Below are 17,415 nucleotides of genomic sequence, written 5' to 3'. Positions count from 1 at the left end.
AATGATAAATTGTCTTTATAATACTACCGTTTTGAAGGAGAAAATGGTAACAGTTTATTCCCGTGGAAATGCGGATGGATCGCAGCGTAGGGTGGGCTCAAAGCGAAGCGTAGCCCACCTTTTTCTCCTAAGAAAACAGAAAGCTGGCAGGCTCATCACGGCTCTGTCATGCTGCGACTCTGTCATTTCGAGCGATAGCGAGAAATCCTTCCACACGCGGGTTGAAGATTTCTCGGTCGCTGCGCTCCCTCGAAATGACATGCCGCGATGCCGGACGCAGGGGGAAAAACGGAGATTCGCCCTCCCGCAATTCACCTTCAAACAAGAAGGGAGGGCGAGGCTCCCGCCGAGCCAAGACTCCTCAATCCTTTTTCTTTCTGCTATCGCCGATTCCCTCGGTGTGGCGGCTCATCATTCATCACTCCTCACTCATCATTTTATGTCAATATCCGTTTCCTCACTTCGCGCAACTCCGCCGCTTTGTCTTCGGGGGAGGAGGGATTCGTGAAGGCCCAGGCGCCGGTTTCGCTGCCCGCGTTGTATTTCAATCGGTCGGCGGCGCGGTGAAGGGGATAAAATTCCACATGCAAACGGTAATGCTTATAATCTTGGCCATCTACGGGCGCCTGGTGCATTGCCATCATGAAGGGCAGTTGAAAACCGAATAAGGCGTCGTACATTTTGACGGCGTTTTGAATTTGAAGCATGAAATCCTGCGCCTCTTGCGGCGATAAGCCGTCCAGATGCAGGCGCTCTTCCTTGCAGAATAGATGAATTTCATAAGGATAATCGCCCGCAAAAGGCGTACAGAGGAGAAAGGCGCCGGATTCGTGGATGATGCGGCTGTTTTCTTCTTTCTCTTTTTGGATGATATTGTCGTAAAGATTGATTCCCGTCCGTAGAAAATGTTCTCTGGCATTCTCTAGTTCCAGCGCGACGCGGGGGGGGATATAGGGATAGGAATATATCTGCCCGTGAGGATGAGGCATGGTAACGCCGATAACGTCCCCTTTATTTTCGAAAATATAGCAATATTTAACGTACTCCTTGCCTTTCATCTCGATGGTCCGATTTTTCCAAAGGCTGAAAATTTTCATGAGATGGTCTAGGGAGAGTTGGGTAATTGATCCCTGATGATCGGGGGAATAGAGCACCACATCGCAATGTCCATAGGCTTTTTCCGCACGATAGAATTCTCCGCTGGCGTAAGATGGATCGGGCGGCTGCGGCATCAGGTGAGGAAAATCGTTGGGATAGAGATAAGCCTGGTAATGATCGGGAACTTGTCCCGAGCCGGGGCAGAAGGGGCACCAATCGCGGGGCATTTGCGGGCGATGCTGACGATGGGCGCTGACCATCACCCAGTAGCCAAGCTGCGGATTCTTGCGTAATTCCGTCATGGTAAGATTCTCATTCTAGCGATAGCATTTTTAGGGAATTCGTCTATTGTAAAACAAATCCATATTTATCGAATAAGCGCGGAACGATTAGGAGTTTCTCATGGCGATCCAATCCATCAATCCCGCTGACGGCAAGGTTCTGAAAACTTACGAGGAAACGAAGCCGGAAGAAGTAAACTCGATATTGGAAAAATCGAAGGAAGCGTTCTATCGCTGGAGAAAGACCCGTTATAAGGAAAGAGCCGAACGGATGAAGGCAGCGGCGGGCGTTCTGCGGGAAAAAGCGGATGAATACGCCCGCCTTATGGCGCTGGAAATGGGCAAGCCCATCCGCGAAGGACGGGCGGAAGCGCAAAAATGCGCTTGGGTTTGCGAGTATTACGCCGAGAAAGCGGAAGCGTTTCTGCAACCGGAAATCGTGGAGACCGATGCGGGCAAGAGTTTCGTCTGCTTTCAACCCATCGGCTTGATTTTGGCCGTGATGCCGTGGAATTTTCCCTTCTGGCAGGTTTTCCGCTTCGCGGCGCCGGCGCTGATGGCGGGAAACGCGGGATTATTGAAGCACGCTTCGAATGTTCCCGGCTGCGCCTTGGCGATCGAAGATGTTTTTCGGCGGGCGGGCTTTCCCGAAAATATTTTCTCCACGCTGCTTATCGGCGGCGGGCGAGTAGAAGCGGTTATCGAAGACCCAAGAATTAAAGCCGTTACCCTAACTGGAAGCGCCCCGGCGGGAGCTGCCGTCGCCCGCAAGGCGGGAGAGATGTTAAAAAAGACGGTGTTGGAACTGGGCGGCAGCGATCCCTACTTGATCTTGGAAGACGCCGATCTGGAACAAGCCGTCGAAGTGTGCGCGGCGAGTAAAACCATCAATTGCGGGCAGAGTTGCATCGCCGCCAAACGCTTTATCGTAGTGGATTCCCGCCGGGAGGATTTCGAACGGCTGTTCGTGGAGCGGTTAAGCCGCGTGAAGATGAGCGATCCATTGCAGGAAGAGTCCATGATCGGCCCCATGGCGCGGCGCGATTTGCGGGACGAACTGCATCGACAAGTCGTGAAAAGCATGGAACTCGGCGCCCGCTGTATTTTGGGTGGAAGCATTCCGCAAGGAGCTGGAGCCTTTTATCCCCCGACCGTGCTTGCGAACGTTAAGAAGGGAATGCCCGCTTATGAGGAGGAACTATTCGGTCCAGTGGCGGCGATCATCTACGCAAAAAACGAAGAAGACGCTATACGGATAGCCAACGATTCCCGCTTTGGCCTGGGAGCGGCCGTATTCACCCGCGATCAAGCTAAAGGCGAGCGCTTGGCGGAGGAGGAATTGGAGGCGGGATGCTGTTTCGTGAACGCTTTCGTGAAATCCGATCCCCGGCTGCCCTTCGGCGGCGTAAAAGAGAGCGGATACGGCCGCGAACTGAGCCATTACGGCATTAAGGAATTCGTCAATATCAAAACGGTTTATATTCGATGATGACTATTGGCCATTCTCTAATTATTAATAACAACAAATCCTAAATGACATAGTATGGGATTTAAATGAGGAATACAGAGGGTAAAGCAGGCGTTCCGCCTGCATCAACAAGGCAGGCGAGATGCCTGCTTTACCCGCATCCGGAAAAACGATGTCGAGAAACATAGTTAATATTTAGAGGCTCTTGCAAAATTAATAAAATCCGCTTTTAATTCTCCCCCCAAGTTTGGGGGGAATTAGAGGGGGGTTAATTTTATTAGACTTAAAACAACCCCCTCCTAACCCAATGTCATTAAGTTAAGACATAACGTGACGAAATTCCATTCCCTCGCCCTCTGGGAGAGGGTTAGGGTGAGGGATTTTAAATTCAACAAATTCATGCTATTAGATTTGTTGATATTTTCGATTAAGGAATTAGTCTATCCTTAACTTAACGACATTGCCTTCTAACCTCCCCCAGGCTTGGGGGAGGAATAATAGAGTTTTGCATGAGGCTCATTTAGTAAGAATATTGATTTGGAGCGAATCTCGTGACTCAAAACCAATCATCGACGCCGTTGGAATCGGAATATCCCACTCTTCGTCCGGTCGATATCTATCCCGTCCATCATAACGGCCAACAGTCTATCTGCCTGCGCGATCCGCAAAATATCGCTAAAAATATACTTATTCTTCCTCTGCCTGCTTTCTTTCTCGTCTCATTGTTCGATGGCAAACATTCCATTCTCGATATCCAGGAATCGTTCATGCGGCAGTTTCAGCAATTGGCGCCGCGCAAGAACATTGAAGAGATGATCGCCCAATTGGATCGGGAACTTTTTTTGGAAACGAATCGATTTCGTCAGGCGCTCGATAAAATCAAGGAAGATTTTCGCGCTGCGCCCATTCGGGAAGCGGCTCATGCGGGAACCGCCTACGACGCCGATCCCGCTTCGCTGCGGGAGCGTCTCTCCGGCTTCATGCAAGACGCGGCGGTGAAAGCGGAGAACCGCGTAACGGCGGCGGAACGATTGACCGCCTTGATCGCTCCGCATATCGACATCCAACGGGGAGGTCTCTGTTTTGCGCAAGCCTACCGAGAACTCGCCCGGCATAAACCGTCCGATCTTTACGTTATTTTCGGGACCGCTCATCAAAGCCGCAGCAGCCTGTTCGCAGCGACGGCAAAATCATACGCCACGCCGCTCGGCGCCATCGAGACCGACGCCGATTTCGTCGAACGGTTCAGCCGCGAGGCGCCGGTCGACGTTTTTGCGGAGGAAGTATTGCATCGGGACGAACATTCCATTGAATTTCAAGCCGTATGGCTGCGTTTCGTGTTGGGCGAGAATTGGCGGGGGAAAATGGTTCCGATTCTTTGCGGTTCGTTTCATCCTTTTGTGCAAAGCGGCCGGTCGCCGCGCGAAGATGCCAACATGGCGGAGACACTGGATCTGCTGCAATCGCTTATCAAGGAATATCCGGGAACGGTAACCGTGATTGCTGGGGCGGATATGAGTCATGTCGGAAAACGCTTCGGAAGCGAACGGGGCATACCCGATTCCGAACTGGATCGAGTGAAACGGGAAGACGAAGAAGTACTCGAAGCCATGATAAGCGGCGATGCGGAGGCGTTTTACCGCTGCGTGGAAAAAAATAAAGACCGCAATAATTTATGCGGTCTTTCTCCCATTTATATGACGTTGGATGTTGCGCGTCCGCCGGTGGGCCGTTTGCTCAAATACGATCGGGCGATCGAACGCGATTCGGAATCCGTCGTAACGTTCGCCAGCGCCTCTTTTTATGATCGCTGAATGGTTTCAGGAAGACAAACGGCGCATCAGGATAGGATCAAGCGGCTCGGTCGATCGCTTCCCGCGTGTCGTTGATCATCTTTTGAAAATCGTAAACCATAACCCCAAAATATTTTTGCCCCGGCGTACGCACTAAGGAAATCGCATCTTCGCCGTTGACCAACGCGAACATGTCTTGGCCGTCGGTTACGAAGAACAATTCGTTTTCCAGCGGCTTTTCGATAAAACGGGGCATATTCTTGCGCAGATAGGAGATTCCCCGCCGCACTTTTTGCATGCTCAAGCCTTGTTTCCTCAACTGCAAAAACCATCGCAGCATGACCAGATCGCTGAACGAATAGAGTTTGTGTTTTCCGCATCCCTGGGCGGGACGCACGCTGGCTCGAATCAAGCCGGTCTTCTCGTAATAATGAAGGCGAACGGGATCGATTTTGATCCCGTCCAACCGGCGAATCAAATCGATGATCTCGCCCGATTGGAAAGCGGATTTGAACGGTCGAACATTGGCGTCTTTCATGTTCACCCTCGAGGTTTATCTTCCATGAGCGGCATGATAAGCATATTTTCCGGGAATCGATACATCATAGCACGGAATACGGTTTCTCATAAAGAGAAAAAAAACATCTCCGGCGCCGCCGAAGATGCCCTTAACCCAAAAGAATCACATACACCCATTCAGGCCTCACGAGCCTGTCATAGCAAGCATGAATCATACTAAGCCGTTTTGCTAAATCGCTTTTTTCCGCTAGTCCAATATCACACCCTTTACCATACACCCAATCGAATTCATTAAGGAAGGGCTTTGGACGATGTCGCCAATATAATTATTTGGCCTTCGGCTTGGCGGTCTTTGCTGCGCTTTTCTTGGTTGCCGTTTTCTTGGTTGTGGTCTTTTTCGCCGAAGTTTTTTTGGCGGCGGTTTTCTTGGGCGTTGCCGGCTTTTTCTCCGTCGTTTTTTTCGCTGTGGTTTTCTTGGCGACAGTCTTCTTGGCGACGGTCTTTTTCGCTACAGCCTTTTTTTCACCTTCTTTTTTCGCCGCGTCTTTTTTAGCGGCGGTCATGTTGGGGGCGTTACAGGCTTTGGCTTTGCATCCCATCTGTTCTTTTCACCTCCTTTGGAGATTGTTTTTCTGCTTTCCCACAAACAAGAAGCATCCATATGCAATGACTAACTATACTTTATATTACAATGAATGTAATTTTTCAAGAAAAAAACCCGGTCAAGCGCAAAATATTTTCATTTTTTTTAAGTTTTTTCCGTTTTAGCCGCTTTCCATGAGGAAAAATCGTTGTAAAAGTGATTTTGAATTCCTTGCGAACGAAAAAGAGAAATCATGTTTACGCGGAAAAATCTTTTAACGATCGTCATTTTCTTTCTCGCCGTCTGTCTTGCGGCGTCGATCGTTCTCTTCGCCGCCTGCAAGGGAAATTTGGAATCATCCCATTGGTTGATCCCCGCATTGCGAACCTTGCGATACCATGCGGCGCTGATTGTGGGATTGATGGTTGCAGCGGGTCTGGCGGGGGCGGGAACGGCTTTTTGGGCGTCTCCCATGCGACTTCCCATTTTATTGGCGAGAGACAAAATCCGCGCGGTTTGGATTATGCTTTTATTTGCGTTCTCCATAACGCCTATCGGCAATCGCTTTCGATATCAGAGTATTTTTTACGAGAACTGGATGTGGTACTGCGTTTTTTGGATTCTTAGCTTATGCCTGATTCTGGCCATGGCTCTGCAATTCGTTTTTCATCGGCCTTTCGTTCTCTTATGGTTGGGAGAGCGTTTCGAGGGCGCGCATCGATTTCTTGCGCGCGAGCGTTATTCCAGAGCCGACGCCCTATTCGTCGCCGCCGCGAGCCTTTTGGCGGGGGTTGGGACTCTGCTCATCAGCCATTTCGTTTTGGGCGATATCCCTCACGTCCAGGATAGTCTGGCACAGGCGTTTCAGGCCAAAGTATTCGCGCATGGGCGAATGGCGCTTCCCGCTCCCGCCGATCCGGAATTTTTCGAACGCATCTACGTCGTCGCCGAGAACGGACGCTGGTATTCCATCTATCCTCCGGGATTCGCTTTGGTTCTATCGCTGGGGATGTCTATCGGCAAGCCGCATTGGGTGAATCCTATCGTCTCGGCGGCGATTGTCCCTTTGACGTTTCTATTAGCCGCGCGGCATCTTACTTTCTATGCGGCGCGAGTGGGGACGCTTTTTCTCCCTTTTTCTCTTTTTTTTCTGATCATGGGATCGGGATTTATGAATCATCCCGTCTGCTTGCTGTTTCTGCTTTTGTTCTTGCTTTTCTTTTTCGAGGCTTGTCCAGCGAAGGAGAAGCGCTTATTCCTTTTGGTTCCCACTGGATTTTTTTGGGGGATGGGATATCTCACCCGTCCGATGACGGCGTTGGCGTTTCTCGCGGCGGCGGGATTATGGATTCTTATTCGCTGGCCTTGGAAGGGGAAGCGCTTGTGGTTTGCCGTATTCGCTTTCCTCCTCGGAACCGTTCCTCCCGCCGTTTTTTATCTGCAGTTCAACGCCCATACGACCGGTTCGCCTTGGTTGATGGGCTATACTAAATATTTCGGCGGCAATCCGCTCGGCTTTGGGCTGCGGCCTTGGGGCGCCAAACCGCTTGGCCCCCGCATCCCCAACGAGGTTTTTCATTCGCCGATGCGGGGAATGGCCAATACGAACGCTCAGCTGAACGGCTTGAATTATTATCTGTTCGGCTGGCCCATTCCCTCGCTCGCGTGGGCTTTTTTCTTATTCGCGCCGGGAATGCGCCGCTGCGGCTTCGATCGCTTTTGCGCGGGAGTCATCGCCTTGGTTCTCGGCGTCTATTTCTTTTATTTTTTTCAGGATTATTGTTATGGTCCGCGTTTCGTTTACGAAACGATTCCTTTTTGGCTATTGTTGACGGCGAGAGGAATCGAAGAGGCCATCGAGAAAGCGAAGGGATCGAGTCTTCTCTCAGAGAGAAAGACGGTTGGATTGATCTATTCCTTCATCGCCGTCTTTTTTATAGCGGCGTTCTCTACAGCGTGGGTGGAACGTATTAACGTAATGGGAAACGCCTATTGGGGCGCCAATCCCGCCGTAGCGGATAAGGTTCGGCATGGCGTACAGGAAAAGAACGCCGTGATTTTCGTGGATGATCCGCAGGATTACGTCGCGGTATACTCCTTCTTGAATCCGGGATTGGATAAAGGATGGATCGTCGCACATAATCTAGGAGCGGAGCGAAACGAACGGTTGTTGAATCGTTATCCCGGCTGGCCGGTCTATCGTCTGAGGCTGAAGGAAGCGGAACGCGGTTATGTAACTGTCTTGGAAAAATACGACCCGGCTCAATCCGCTCATCCTGAATGAGGTTGGCCAATCGAGAAAATAGGAAGGAAGCGTCATGGCGAAATTTCTGGTGGAAGGCGGAACGCCGTTGTCGGGAGTTATCCGTCCGGCGGGCAACAAGAACGAAGCGCTGCCCGTTTTGGCGGCGACCCTGTTGACCCGGGAAGAGATCCGTCTGAGCAATATGCCAGGCATCGGGGACGTAGAGACGATGCTTTCCCTACTGGAAATCTGCGGCGCCAAAATCCAACGGGAAGGAGCGCATGAGGCAACTCTACGGACGGAAAGCGTTCAACGCACGGAACTGCCGATGGAATTATGCCGCAAGATACGCGCCTCCATCGTATTGCTGGCGCCGCTGCTGTCCCGTTGCGGACGGGTGCGGCTGCCCTTTCCCGGCGGCGACCGCATCGGGAGGAGAAGAATCGATACCCATTTCCAAGGCTTGCAAGCCCTGGGCGCGGAATGCCAGGCGGCGGATGGGTATTATCACGTTTGGCGCCCGAAGCGCCTCAAAGGCGCGGATATTCTGCTCGACGAAGCCAGCGTTACGGCGACGGAAAATCTTGTCATGGCGGCGGCGTTGGCGGAAGGGATTACGGTTCTTCGCAATGCGGCGTCTGAGCCGCACGTGCAACAGCTTTGCCATCTGCTCAACCGGCTGGGCGCCCGGATTACCGGCATCGGCTCCAACGTCGTAATGATCGAAGGCGTGGAGGAACTCCACGGCGGGGAGCACGTCATCGCAGCGGATTATCTGGAAGTGGGAAGTTTCATCGCTTTGGCGGCGGTTACGAACGGCGAATTGACGATTCAGGACGCCGCGCCGGATTATTTGCGCATGATTTTGCATCGATTCGACCGGCTGGGCGTCAATGTGAATATCCAGGGCAATCATATTCTCGTCTCTAAGGAACAAATCCTGAAAATCAAGCCCGATCTGCAAGCGTCGCTAGTGAAAATCGACGACGGCCCCTGGCCCGCGTTTCCCGCCGACATGACTAGCATCGCGACGGTGTTGGCCACTCAGACGGAGGGCGCCGTCATGATTTTCGAAAAAATGTTCGAAAGCCGGCTCTTTTTCGTAGACCGTTTGATATCGATGGGCGCCAATATTATCCTTTGCGATCCCCACCGCGCCGTCGTCGTCGGCCCGGCGCCGCTGCGCGGCCAAGTGATGAGCAGCCCCGACATCCGGGCGGGCATGGCGTTGCTGATTGCGGCGCTCTGCGCCGAAGGCTCCAGCGAAATCCAAAATATCGAACAGATCGATCGGGGATACGAAAATCTCGATCAACGACTCGCCCGCCTGGGAGCGAAAATCCGAAGAGTATCGTAAGCCAATCCTGCTATGCTGGAATACATTTTGGGGTTATGGCAGTTTCTGCTCGTGTGGGCGGTTGGTTTCGCGCTGGCGCGAGGCGTCCGTTTAACGCTGCCCTTTTGTTACCGCCTGGCGGTTGCTTTTGGATTGGGGGAAATGGCGATTACCGCCCTTCTGTTTCTTTTAGGATGTTTCGGCGGCCTGCGTTTCTGGATTTTGGTTCCCTTGGCGGCGACCGCTTCTCTTTTATTTCTGCCCGCCATATTGCGCGAATTGAACGAAGCGGGACGCCGAGCCTGGCCGTTCCTGCGGCAAAGTCCGTTGGCAAGCGTTATTTCAGCGTTTCTGCTGCTTTTGTACGCTCTGGGCGCATGTACGCCGGAGCGGGAAGTGGATTCGATATGGTATCATCTCGCCGTTCCCTTGCATTACGTCATGAACGGCGGCTTCATTCAGCTGGTTCCATTTAACATGCCTTCCCATTACCCCATGAATTTGCATTTGCATTACGCCTTTTCTCTTTTAGTGGGAAACGAAATTACGGCGAAAGTTTTCATCTACTGCCATTTCTATCCGATGCTGCTTTTGTTGTGGGCTGCCGTAAAACGGTACGGTTCGAAATCTTGGGGACTCTTCGCCTGCGCCGTTTATTTATGCTGTCTCCATTTCCGGCTGCCGGTGATGGCCAACAACGAACGCGCCGTCTTTTTTCATGTTTTTTGCTCCGTTGTTCTCATATGGTATGCGTTGGAGACTCGCCGCATCCGGATTTTCTGGCTCTCCGCTTTATTTTGCGGAATGGCGATGGGAACCAAATTCAATGGGATTTTATTCGGTTTTTTGGGGAACGCTCTTTTTATCTGCCTTCATTATTTTCTATGGCGAAGGAAAGAATTGGGAAGCGGAATTTGCCGCCTAAGCCTCTATGCCGCCATCGCCATATCTCTTTATTCCCCGTGGGCCGTCAAATCCTATCTCTACACGGGCAATCCCCTGTATCCCATGATGGAGGAGTTATTCTCGACCAAAGAAGAATTCATCCCCGCCATGCAATCCAACGCCAACAATCATGGTTTGAATTTATTGAAATCGAAAAGCGCCGGCGAGTTTTTCGGGCAGGTGCGGACGAATGCGGCGTGGTTTTTATACGACGCCGATCTGATCTTTTTCCTCGGCTTATCCGCCCTGTCGATCCTGCCTCTTCTAAACCGCAAGCGTTGGCTGCATCCCACGGCCTCCGCCGCCATCGCCTATGGATTGTTCCCCATGTTGTGGGGATCGGACATCGCCCGTTTGTTCGCCGTCAACTATGGCGTCATCGTATTGTCCATAACTCTGCTTGCTTCCTGGATCGCGCGCCATGTCCGCCTTGGCTATCGCTTGGGGAATGCGATTTTGGTTTGTTTGTTCGTTACGTTCGTCCAACAGCGCTATATGTATCTTCGCAGTCCCAATATCCAATGGTTCGGCGGGATTTGTTTGACGGAAAAAGCGAGGGAAGAATGGCTGGTTAAGCGGCATATCTTCAGCCGGGAGATGTTCCGTATGAAGCGATGGCTTGACGTTAACGTCTCGCCGGACGACCAACTTTTCGGCCTCGATACGGGTTATCTCTTCTATTTGCGCCGGAAAAACATCGTCTGCGACGCGCATTTCGGCAAGAAAATCCAACCGATGGAGGTTTGGCTGCGGGAAAGTCCGGAACGCGCCACGCAACAGCTGAGCGAACTCGGCGTAAGATGGCTTTTATGGAAGGAAGAAGGATCTAGTATCCAACAGCTAGCCGATAAAAGCCTTTGGGAAGCCTTCGTCTCGCGTTATTTGGAACCGGCGCATCGGGAAGGGCCGGTTGTTCTTTATCGATTCCATGAATCTCGCAGCGATCGATAAATCGTCATCGCCGGATCACGTCGATATAGACGACGTATTCGCCCTGATTGTTGGAAGAAGCGCCGGGGTGATCCAGGACGCCCAAATAGAGGCTGGTGGCGCCGCGCGGCGCTTCGATCAAATTATCCTCGCCGATAACGAAGGGAGCGCTCTGATTGTCGAACAAACCCACTAGCGCTCCGATATTGCCAATGACGGCGTCGTATTTATAGGCCGGACCCGCTTTGATTTTCATATCGGGAGACCCTTTGGCCGAGTTGTTGATCGAAGGAAGCGGCAGATGGCGCGTAATGCCGTTGGCGTAAAAATCGAGAGTTTCGCCGCCCCGGATTCGCCCCATCAGGACTTGAACCGGTGAATTGTCAGGGACGACGTCCTGTACGCCTTCCAAAGGATATTGCAACTTGGCGCCCGCTTCCGCTCCCGCCAGGAAAATATCCGACGTGGCCGAAACGATGACGCGGAATTGTCCGAGATGGCCCAATTCCCGGGAACTATCGATGATGCTCGGCGATTGCAAAATATCGCGGGGGGTGAGCATCTCCGTAGAGGATTTCAACAGTTGGCCAGGCTTCTTGATGATACTGCTTGTATTCTTGAATGTTTCCGAACAGCCGATCAGCAGGACAAAGGAAATCGCAATTCCCACGGCCGCCATCCATTCCAATCGATATTTTATCATTGCGTGAACCCCGTAAGCCCCAGTGGCGTTGCTTTCGCATCGATTAACGAATGAAACGCCGCGACGTTTTAAAATTATCTATATTGAGGCTCTTGCAAAACTCCATTATTCCTCCCCCAAGCCTGGGGGAGGTTAGGAGGGGGTTGCCTTATTAAACCTAATAAAATCACCCCCCCCTCTAACTCCCCCCAAGCTTGGGGGGAGAATTAAAGCGTAGACTTTATCCTTTTTGCAAGAGCCTTTATTGTAATTTGATTATATCGCCAGGAAACGTCTAAGAATATGGAAAAAATATAAAATAATCTCCCTTCGACGCGGCGATTCTCATTCTGACAATAAAAAGCGAGAGCAAGATGTCATCCCGCTCCCGCTTGAATGGATTGTTCCCATCGTTCGAGAAATATTAAGCCGCTTCCGCTTCTTTCTTTTCCGGCTCTTTGAAGAAAAGCAAGAAAGCCAAAGCGCAGAGAATCATCAAAAGGCATGGAACGAGAAAAACGCCCTGATAATTAATGACGGCGGCGGAGCCGGGGGCGGCCGTCGTAAACTGCTCCGTCACCCAGCTGACGAAGTAACTGCTGAGATACATTCCCAAGCCGATCGTAACCACGTTGATGAAGCCTTGAGCCGAAGCGCGGATTTGGGGCGACGCCACGGCGTCAACGTACACTTGGCCGACGACGAAGAAGAAGACGTAGGCGAATCCATGCAGCAGCAAGGCGGGAACCACGAGCTGCCAAGACTGTCCCAAACCAGCGGCGCCGTACAATAAGCCCCACGCCAAAGCCGCCGCCGCCATGCTGAAACGAATTCCGATTTTCGGAACCAGTAATCGCATCAGCAGGTACATCGACACGATTTCCGTGATCTGCGCCGTTACCATCGCCGTGGGAATATTTTGCCGGTTCATATTCAAGTATTCGAGGAATACAGGCATGGTAATGAAGAAAAACATCAATTGCGTCGAGACGACGAAGGCGATGACGATAAACATGGCGAAATTTTTGTCTTTCAACATTTTAAAAGCTTCCAGAAACGCCCAAGGATTGGATTTCTCTTCCGAAGGAGGCGTATGAGGAAGCGAAAAGCAAAAAAGCCCAAAAACGATCGAGACAATTCCCGGAAGGATAAACAACCAACTTTCTACATTCAAATAAGCGGCGCGCTGCGCTTGTTGAGCGGCTGCATCCAATGCGGATATTTCCGCCCATGCGATAGGATATGGCCGTATGTAGGTCCATAAAAAGGTCATTGCCAATCCAGCGACGATCCACCCTAAAGTGCCCCAAACGCGAATCGCTCCGAAATCCTTGGCCTTATCGGTCATGTGATGAAAGCAGATCGAATTAGACAAAGCCAACGTCGGCGCATAGATCATCGAGTAGAGAAACAGAATCCACCAAAACGCCGTCCCGTTGGATATCTTCGCCAAAAAAATCAGAATGATGCCGCCGACAATCTGGGATATCCCCATAAAAAGTTGCGTGGGCATATAGCGGTCGGCGATTTGGCCTCCAATAAAGGGGGAAATCAAACTGGCGAGAAAGAAAGCGCTGACCAGGTCGCTGCTAAAACCCCTATGATCCAAATACGGCCCCAAATTAATAAACCAGGCCGCCCAAATCAGGTATTGGAGGAACATCATTGCACTGAAACGGATGCGTAGCGAGAAAGACATGAAAACCTCCTGCGTAGGGAAATGGAATCGTGAAAACAACCGAGTATGTTAAACCAATATACGAAAGCAATCCCTCCATGAGGAAAGAATGCATTTCTGCCTATTTTAAAACAATACGTATATAAATGGCGCGATGACGGATGTTTGAGTCAACACCAACAAACATCCCAACAGCACCATGACGATGACGATGGGTAAAAGCCAAAGTTTTTTCCGTTCCGTGAGAAAAGCCAAAAATTCCTTCATTAATTGAACCATAATGAACCGATCCTGTCGCCGTCTTTAGAGATGATCTTTCTAAGATTAAGGGTATTATAAAGATTAGAAAAAGATTTTTATACCTTTGCAATCGGCTGCGGCCGAATATTCTTCATGGGGAAAAGCGAAGGACGAGGAACAGCTCCATCATTTGAAGCTGCGTATGGATGTTGCGATCCAATCCGACCATGACTTCCAGTATTTTGTCCAAGCCTGCAATCAAATCTTCAGCCTTTTCGTTTTGGAAAAGTCCGGCGATCTCCTTTCGCCGGTCGGGATTGAGGAAAGGGCCGTCCTCGATCCCCTCCGCCAGCAAGGCGCCGTCCCGCAAAATGCCCATCAACAACGTCAATTGCGAGCGAATCGCTTCTCGCGGCTCTTTGGCGATGCGTTCGGCCAGGCCGGAGATGGAACTGGCCTGGCTGCGAATTTGGCGCAGCAAGCCAATGGCTTCGTCGCGAGTCTGAATATAGTTACTCTCCAATAGCATCCGGGCCTGGCGGGGAATTCCGCCGGAAGCGCGGGCTAACGTTTCCGCCGCATCTTCCGGCAATTCGCCGCGTAAAGACTCAACCAGCGCGGCGGCGTCCAAAGGCGCGAGGCGGATTTTTTGGCAGCGGGAAAGAATGGTGGGAAGAATGCGGAAAACGTTGTTCGTCAAAAGCAAAAAGAGATTGTGAGGGAATGGCTCTTCCAGAATTTTGAGCAGGCTGTTGGCAGCTTCCGTCGTCATTCGGTGGGCGTCGTTAAAGATGAAGATTTTGTATTGGCTTTCGTAAGGATACGTTTGGGCGCATTCCTGGACCATTCTCATGTGTCCGATACTATAATCCTGCCCTTTGCGCTTGGGATCGTCCCAATCCTCGATAGGAAACATATAGTAGACGTCGGGAAATATCTTGTCCCGGATGCGGCGGCAGTTGAGGCATTCGCCGCAGAAGTCGCCGCCGCTAGTTTTGCAATTCAGGGCAAGCGCTATTGCCAGCGCGATAGCCTCTTGACCGCAATTGGGCGGACCGAAAATCAGCTGCGTTCCGCGCATCCGCCCTTTTTCAATGGCGGAAACGATGGTCTGGCGCACAATCGGATGACATTCAACATGATTCCAACCCATTGGCAATGATTCCTGTTATTTCATGACAAATAAGATATCTATTTCACCCTTTAGTAGAAGGCGAGAGTATAGTGGAAACGCTGTTTTCCACTTGCGCCGCATTATACCCTCCGGAATACTATTCCTATAGCGCCCCTTTTCGCGATGGGGCGAATCAAATTAAAAGACGAGGCTCTTGCAAAATTGATGAAATCCGTCTTAAAATTCTCCCCCCAAGATTGGGGGGAGTTAGAAGTGGGTTGATTTTGTTAGACTTATCTCAACCCCCCTCCTAACCTCCCCCAAACTTGGGGGAGGAATAAAGGAATTTTGCAAGAGGCTCAGACATCATCGTTTTTTTAAAATGAAAATAGCGAGAATCCTATCATTATCTCTTGCAATAATTGAATTTATAGGATTTATCTTCATATGGCTTCCAAGTCGAGCTGAAGAAAACGCTATGTTGGAATCCGTTGCGGATATCCTATGTACGAACAATCCCTATCGCGGCGACGTACTTCTTGCGATCTTCGTAGATCGTCCCTTGGAGTTTCAATGTTCCGCATCTTTAAAGGCGCCGGCGCCTAAAGGCTATATTCCTCAGCGCGTTGAATATCATTGGTCCGCCAGTTCCGGCAAATTGTCGCCGCAACATAACCGTTGCTCATGGATTGGAGCTGCGCCCGGTGTGCAAACGATACAGGCTTCTGGGAAATTGCGATATCTTTTTTCAAAAAACAAAGGCGGCGAGCCGACGGAAATTATCGTCTCTTTCCATGCGGAATTATCCTGCCTGATACCCATTCAAACCGATCTGCGGGATGGTTCGATCAACGGCTTTCAAATTGGAACCTATCCTAATCCCAACAATCCTAACGATTTGCAAGAAACTCCCAACAAAAAAATTGTGCAAGAGCATAAGGAGATTTATACGCCTCCCACTCTCTTTTACGAAGTGACGCCGGAAACGTTTTTTTTGCGCGTCTTCGACGAATACGCTTTGGGAGAGTTCGACCTTGACCCTCGTTTTATCTCCTTATCCTATCCTCACTATATCGCCATTCATCCCAATATTCTAACTAAAATGAGCTTGCTGAAAAAAACGATGCTGGATGAGGGGATTAAAGTTTCGAAATTCAATATTATCTATTTTTATCGTTCTCCCGCTTATAATCTGGGCGCCAAATCGAAAGATGGAAAGAAAAGCCTGAAGAGTTCTTTTTCCATGCATATGTATGGACTCGCTGTGGATTTCGTTCTCGATGAAGACGGCGATCTGGCGATGGACGATCTCAACGGCGATGGGCGCATCGATATCAAAGACGCCCGCAAGTTGCGGCGTTACGTCCATAAACTTGACAAGCGCTTGCAGCAAGATAAATCTCCATTGCTAGGCGCGGCGTTCGTTTATCCTCATCACGATTTTTGGGAAAGAGGCGATTATATCCAGACGCCTTACGTCCACATGGATGCGCGAGGTTATGCGCGCGATGACGGAACGCTGATCTATGGAGAATATTCCGATACGATCAGCATTACGAAAGATAGGCATCCCTACAAACTCAACAAAGCGATTCCTCCCTGGCCGTTTCCTTCTCCTTGATGGATAGAAATCTTGGCCTCGCAAACAGGCTGATAAGTTCTAACTTCCCTTTTGTTCAACCGCCGTTTATGCGAAATTGACGTTATGAATTACAATACTGATAGGCAGCAATCTTTTGATCCCATGATTTTCGGGAGGAAATCAATGAAGTGGAGAAGGAATGGATTTACGTTGATTGAATTGCTGATCGTTGTCGCCATTATAGGAATTCTGGCCGCTATAGCGGTTCCGAATTTTCTCAATGCGCAAATTCGCGCCAAGATCGCCCGCTCCCAGGCGGACATGAAGAGTTTAGGGACAGCGATTGAGTCTTTCCGCATAGACAATAATTGCATGCTCGTCGATTTTTGGGACGAGGGATCGCCCGTCGTATGGGAGCGGGTGAAAAAATGGGGATTATGCTCGCCGGACAACCAGGACGACGCCGTGCGCAACCAGCGCTGCATCCTGGCTAATCTCACTTCTCCCGTTTCCTACATCAGCGCTATTCCTAACGATCCCTTCTTCGGCAAAATCACGGCGACCAGCAACCGGCTGGTCATCGCCTTGGCGGGTACTTATTTTTACGGCGATAATGAAGCCGTCATCGAAGGCAACGATAATAATTTTCAAGCGCTATGGCCGGGAAACGCCGAACTCAGGGGATTGTCGCCGCTGCGCGAGAATCAATGGGCTTTGTTGGGAATGGGGCCGGATACGACGGTGGAAGAATTGGACCAACGGCCTCGAGGCATCCCTTACGATGCAACGAACGGCTTGGTTAGCTCCGGAGATCTTACGGTTCGCGGCGGGTGAAAATTTCGATAGAATCACGAAGCCTCGAAAAAACGGCGAATTCCACGAAATTTTTGCATCACGGATATCGCGGATTTTTTTGGATTT

14 protein-coding genes are annotated in these 17,415 nt (G+C 50.7%); 7 read left to right on the top strand and 7 right to left on the bottom strand.

Going from position 1 to position 17,415, the window contains the following annotated elements; genetic code table 11:
• Positions 1-437: 437 nt before the first annotated feature.
• Positions 438-1,400 carry a galactose-1-phosphate uridylyltransferase gene (gene galT / locus AB1656_20730; protein MEW6237820.1) on the bottom strand — a complete coding sequence of 321 codons (963 nt, stop codon included), beginning with the start codon at positions 1,398-1,400 and terminating at the stop codon, positions 438-440.
• A 100-nt stretch (positions 1,401-1,500) separates the two neighbouring features.
• Between galT and AB1656_20725 the strand changes: the two genes are divergently transcribed.
• Both AB1656_20725 and amrB read left to right on the top strand, forming a co-directional pair.
• A complete protein-coding gene (locus tag AB1656_20725) occupies positions 1,501-2,868 on the top strand; it encodes an NAD-dependent succinate-semialdehyde dehydrogenase (GenBank protein ID MEW6237819.1) in 1,368 nt (455 codons plus the stop codon).
• 530 nt (positions 2,869-3,398) lie between these two features.
• Complete coding sequence (gene amrB / locus AB1656_20720) at positions 3,399-4,661, top strand: AmmeMemoRadiSam system protein B (GenBank protein MEW6237818.1); 1,263 nt, start codon at positions 3,399-3,401, stop codon at positions 4,659-4,661.
• Positions 4,662-4,698: 37 nt separating this feature from the next.
• On the opposite strand, the gene AB1656_20715 is transcribed toward amrB, so the two are convergent.
• Entirely contained in the window at positions 4,699-5,178 is a 480-nt protein-coding gene (locus tag AB1656_20715; protein MEW6237817.1) for a MerR family transcriptional regulator, read from the bottom strand.
• 307 nt (positions 5,179-5,485) lie between these two features.
• A complete protein-coding gene (locus tag AB1656_20710; protein MEW6237816.1) occupies positions 5,486-5,758 on the bottom strand; it encodes a histone H1-like repetitive region-containing protein in 273 nt (90 codons plus the stop codon).
• A gap of 237 nt (positions 5,759-5,995) precedes the next feature.
• Between AB1656_20710 and AB1656_20705 the strand changes: the two genes are divergently transcribed.
• The 3 genes from AB1656_20705 to AB1656_20695 are packed head-to-tail and all read left to right on the top strand — an operon-like array spanning position 5,996 to position 11,219.
• Positions 5,996-8,026 carry a hypothetical protein gene (locus tag AB1656_20705; protein MEW6237815.1) on the top strand — a complete coding sequence of 677 codons (2,031 nt, stop codon included), beginning with the start codon at positions 5,996-5,998 and terminating at the stop codon, positions 8,024-8,026.
• 34 nt (positions 8,027-8,060) lie between these two features.
• The gene (gene murA / locus AB1656_20700) at positions 8,061-9,344 is read left to right on the top strand and encodes a UDP-N-acetylglucosamine 1-carboxyvinyltransferase (GenBank protein ID MEW6237814.1); all 1,284 of its coding nucleotides are present in this window, start codon (positions 8,061-8,063) and stop codon (positions 9,342-9,344) included.
• 27 nt (positions 9,345-9,371) lie between these two features.
• Positions 9,372-11,219, top strand: a complete 1,848-nt coding sequence (locus tag AB1656_20695) for a hypothetical protein (GenBank protein MEW6237813.1) — start codon at positions 9,372-9,374, stop codon at positions 11,217-11,219.
• A gap of 4 nt (positions 11,220-11,223) precedes the next feature.
• Here the strand turns inward: AB1656_20695 and AB1656_20690 are convergent, their stop codons facing one another.
• The 4 genes from AB1656_20690 to AB1656_20675 all read right to left on the bottom strand — a co-directional run bounded on the left by AB1656_20690 (position 11,224) and on the right by AB1656_20675 (position 14,951).
• The gene (locus AB1656_20690) at positions 11,224-11,901 is read right to left on the bottom strand and encodes a hypothetical protein (GenBank protein MEW6237812.1); all 678 of its coding nucleotides are present in this window, start codon (positions 11,899-11,901) and stop codon (positions 11,224-11,226) included.
• Positions 11,902-12,304: 403 nt separating this feature from the next.
• The gene (locus tag AB1656_20685; GenBank protein ID MEW6237811.1) at positions 12,305-13,579 is read right to left on the bottom strand and encodes an MFS transporter; all 1,275 of its coding nucleotides are present in this window, start codon (positions 13,577-13,579) and stop codon (positions 12,305-12,307) included.
• Positions 13,580-13,684: 105 nt separating this feature from the next.
• On the bottom strand, positions 13,685-13,837 hold the full coding sequence (locus tag AB1656_20680; GenBank protein ID MEW6237810.1) for a DUF5989 family protein: 153 nt from the start codon (positions 13,835-13,837) through the stop codon (positions 13,685-13,687).
• 112 nt (positions 13,838-13,949) lie between these two features.
• Complete coding sequence (locus AB1656_20675; protein MEW6237809.1) at positions 13,950-14,951, bottom strand: AAA family ATPase; 1,002 nt, start codon at positions 14,949-14,951, stop codon at positions 13,950-13,952.
• Positions 14,952-15,390: 439 nt separating this feature from the next.
• Between AB1656_20675 and AB1656_20670 the strand changes: the two genes are divergently transcribed.
• Both AB1656_20670 and AB1656_20665 read left to right on the top strand, forming a co-directional pair.
• Positions 15,391-16,533 carry a hypothetical protein gene (locus tag AB1656_20670; protein MEW6237808.1) on the top strand — a complete coding sequence of 381 codons (1,143 nt, stop codon included), beginning with the start codon at positions 15,391-15,393 and terminating at the stop codon, positions 16,531-16,533.
• A gap of 144 nt (positions 16,534-16,677) precedes the next feature.
• Entirely contained in the window at positions 16,678-17,328 is a 651-nt protein-coding gene (locus tag AB1656_20665) for a prepilin-type N-terminal cleavage/methylation domain-containing protein (protein MEW6237807.1), read from the top strand.
• Positions 17,329-17,415 lie beyond the last annotated feature (87 nt).

This window comes from Candidatus Omnitrophota bacterium (assembly GCA_040755155.1).
Lineage (GTDB): Bacteria > Hinthialibacterota > Hinthialibacteria > Hinthialibacterales > Hinthialibacteraceae > JBFMBP01.
This window is presented reverse-complemented; position numbering and strand designations above follow the sequence as displayed.

Excerpts from the sequence above, each read along its gene's own strand:
- AB1656_20725 (MEW6237819.1), top strand. The coding sequence starts at position 1,501 with ATGGCGATCCAATCCATCAATCCCGCTGACGGCAAGGTTCTGAAAACT.
- AB1656_20675 (MEW6237809.1), bottom strand. The coding sequence starts at position 14,951 with ATGGGTTGGAATCATGTTGAATGTCATCCGATTGTGCGCCAGACCATC.
- AB1656_20680 (MEW6237810.1), bottom strand. The coding sequence starts at position 13,837 with ATGGTTCAATTAATGAAGGAATTTTTGGCTTTTCTCACGGAACGGAAA.
- AB1656_20685 (MEW6237811.1), bottom strand. The coding sequence starts at position 13,579 with ATGTCTTTCTCGCTACGCATCCGTTTCAGTGCAATGATGTTCCTCCAA.
- AB1656_20665 (MEW6237807.1), top strand. The coding sequence starts at position 16,678 with ATGAAGTGGAGAAGGAATGGATTTACGTTGATTGAATTGCTGATCGTT.
- AB1656_20710 (MEW6237816.1), bottom strand. The coding sequence starts at position 5,758 with ATGGGATGCAAAGCCAAAGCCTGTAACGCCCCCAACATGACCGCCGCT.
- galT (MEW6237820.1), bottom strand. The coding sequence starts at position 1,400 with ATGACGGAATTACGCAAGAATCCGCAGCTTGGCTACTGGGTGATGGTC.
- AB1656_20705 (MEW6237815.1), top strand. The coding sequence starts at position 5,996 with ATGTTTACGCGGAAAAATCTTTTAACGATCGTCATTTTCTTTCTCGCC.
- AB1656_20690 (MEW6237812.1), bottom strand. The coding sequence starts at position 11,901 with ATGATAAAATATCGATTGGAATGGATGGCGGCCGTGGGAATTGCGATT.
- AB1656_20670 (MEW6237808.1), top strand. The coding sequence starts at position 15,391 with ATGTTGGAATCCGTTGCGGATATCCTATGTACGAACAATCCCTATCGC.
- AB1656_20715 (MEW6237817.1), bottom strand. The coding sequence starts at position 5,178 with ATGAAAGACGCCAATGTTCGACCGTTCAAATCCGCTTTCCAATCGGGC.
- murA (MEW6237814.1), top strand. The coding sequence starts at position 8,061 with ATGGCGAAATTTCTGGTGGAAGGCGGAACGCCGTTGTCGGGAGTTATC.